This is a genomic window from Cellulomonas sp., assembly GCF_017744555.1.
Taxonomy (GTDB): Bacteria; Actinomycetota; Actinomycetes; order Actinomycetales; family Cellulomonadaceae; genus Cellulomonas.
In genome coordinates, this window is record NZ_JAGIBD010000093.1 from 1 (window position 1) to 1,828 (window position 1,828).

Genomic DNA, 1,828 nt, shown 5'->3' on the forward strand with positions numbered 1-1,828 from the left:
TGCAGGTTCTGCGTCGCCTCCTTGCCGAGGAAGTGGTCGATGCGGAACACCTGCTCCTCGTCGAGCGCCTCGTGCACCACGGCGTCGAGCTCGTGGAAGTCGTCGCGCGACGTGCCGTACGGCTTCTCGTAGACCACGCGCACGCCGTCGGTGAGGTCGTGGCGCGCCAGGGCGCGCGTGAGCGGGACGAACGACTCGGGCGGCACCGCGAGGTAGTGGACGACCGTGACGTCGTCGTCGTCGCCGCCGTCGCCGGTGAGCTCGCGGCGCAGGCGCGCGAGCTCGTCCGGCAGCTCGCCCGGGTCGTCGTCGTCCAGGCTGACGTCGCGGCAGTACGCGGTGTGCGACAGCACGTCGTCGAGCGCGCCGCGACCCTCGTCGTCGCCGAACTCGTCGAGCGCGTCGCGGACCACCTGCTCGAACTCGCCCGCGTCGAGCGGGCGGCGGCCGGTGCCGACCAGCGCCCAGCGGTCGGGGAGCAGGCCGCGGGCCGCGAGGGTCGCGACGGCGGGCAGCACCATGCGGCGCGACAGGTCGCCGCGCGCGCCGTGCAGCACGAGGACGAGCGGCTGCGCGGCGGAGTCGTCGCCGCCGGGTGCGGGTGCGGTCCCGCGGTCGGGGTCGGTCGCGGACTCGGTGCGGGGCGAGGAGTCGGGCTGACGGTCGGGCACGGGCGACCTCCGGGTGGGGGGTGCGGGCCGTCTCGACGCTACGTGGCCGGCGCGCGCCCCGCGCGGGGAGCGGTGCCCGCGCGGGTGTCGGTGGCCGTCGCTAGCGTCGCCCGCATGGACCTGCGCGACGAGTACGCCCGGCTGGACTCCGCCCTGCGCGTCGTCGTCGACGCCGTGCCCGCCGCGGCGTGGGACGCGCCGTCGCCGTGCGAGGGCTGGTCCGCGCGCGACGTCGTGCGGCACCTCGTGCGGACCCAGCGCGAGTTCCTCGGCACGCACGGCGCGGACCTCGGCCCCGAGCCCGACGTCGACGCCGACCCGGCGGCCGCGTGGCGCGCGCACGCCGACGCGGTGACCGCGCTGCTCGCGGACGACGCGTTCGTCGCGCACGGGTTCGACGGGTTCTTCGGCCCGACGACGGTCGGCGCGACCCTGCGGGACTTCTACCTGTTCGACATGGTGGTGCACCGCTGGGACGTCGCGCGCGCGGCCGGCGTGCCCACCGAGCTGACCGACGCCGAGCTCGACGCGGTCGAGCGCAGCGCCGACGCCTTCGGTGAGACCGCCTACAGGATGGGCGTGTTCCGTGAGGGCGTCACGGCGCCCGCGGGCGCCGACCGGGCCACTCGCGTGCTGGCCCGGCTGGGGCGCGTGGCCTGACGCCGGTGCGGCGTGGCGCCTGACCCGGGTGTGGCGTGGCGACGCGCTCAGGCGGGCGCCGTCACCGGTTCCACGTCCGGCTCCGGCTCGGGCAGCGCGACCACCGACCGCGTCGTCAGCCCGACGAACGCGCCCAGTCGCTCGAGCGACTCGGGGCGCCGCGGCAGCGTCTCGGTGAGGTGCGTGGACCGCACCACGAACGCGGCCCACTGCCCGCGGGACACGGCGACGTTGAGCCGGTTGCGGTCGAGCAGGAAGTCGAGTCCGCGCGGCACCTGCGCGGGCGACGACGCGGCGGTCGTCACGACCGCGACGGGTGCCTCCTGGCCCTGGAACCGGTCGACCGTGCCGACCCGCGTGCCGGTGAACCCGGCGTCGTCGAGCGCGCGTCGCACGGTCCATACCTGCGCGTTGTACGCCGCGACGACCAGCACGTCCTCCGGCGCGAGCGGGCGCTCGGGGGTCGCGGCGCGCGGGTCGCGCCACGTGCGTCCTGT

The 1,828-nt window shown here is 76.7% G+C and carries 2 protein-coding genes and 1 pseudogene; 1 reads left to right on the forward strand and 2 read right to left on the reverse strand.

What is annotated here, in order from left to right; translation table 11 throughout:
* Window positions 1–671: pseudogene (locus J7523_RS20255) on the reverse strand (hypothetical protein); the annotation flags it as partial.
* Between the two features lie 114 nt (window positions 672–785).
* Here J7523_RS20255 and J7523_RS20260 point away from each other — a divergent pair.
* Window positions 786–1,331, forward strand: a complete 546-nt coding sequence (locus J7523_RS20260; RefSeq protein WP_291890580.1) for a TIGR03086 family metal-binding protein — start codon at window positions 786–788, stop codon at window positions 1,329–1,331.
* Window positions 1,332–1,378: 47 nt separating this feature from the next.
* On the opposite strand, the gene J7523_RS20265 is transcribed toward J7523_RS20260, so the two are convergent.
* The coding region (locus J7523_RS20265; RefSeq protein WP_291890582.1) for a C-terminal helicase domain-containing protein at window positions 1,379–1,828 on the reverse strand (450 nt) is incomplete at its 5' end.

What these genes read in the sequence shown, in the direction of transcription:
- J7523_RS20260 (WP_291890580.1), top strand. Translation starts at nt 786, where the DNA reads ATGGACCTGCGCGACGAGTACGCCCGGCTGGACTCCGCCCTGCGCGTC.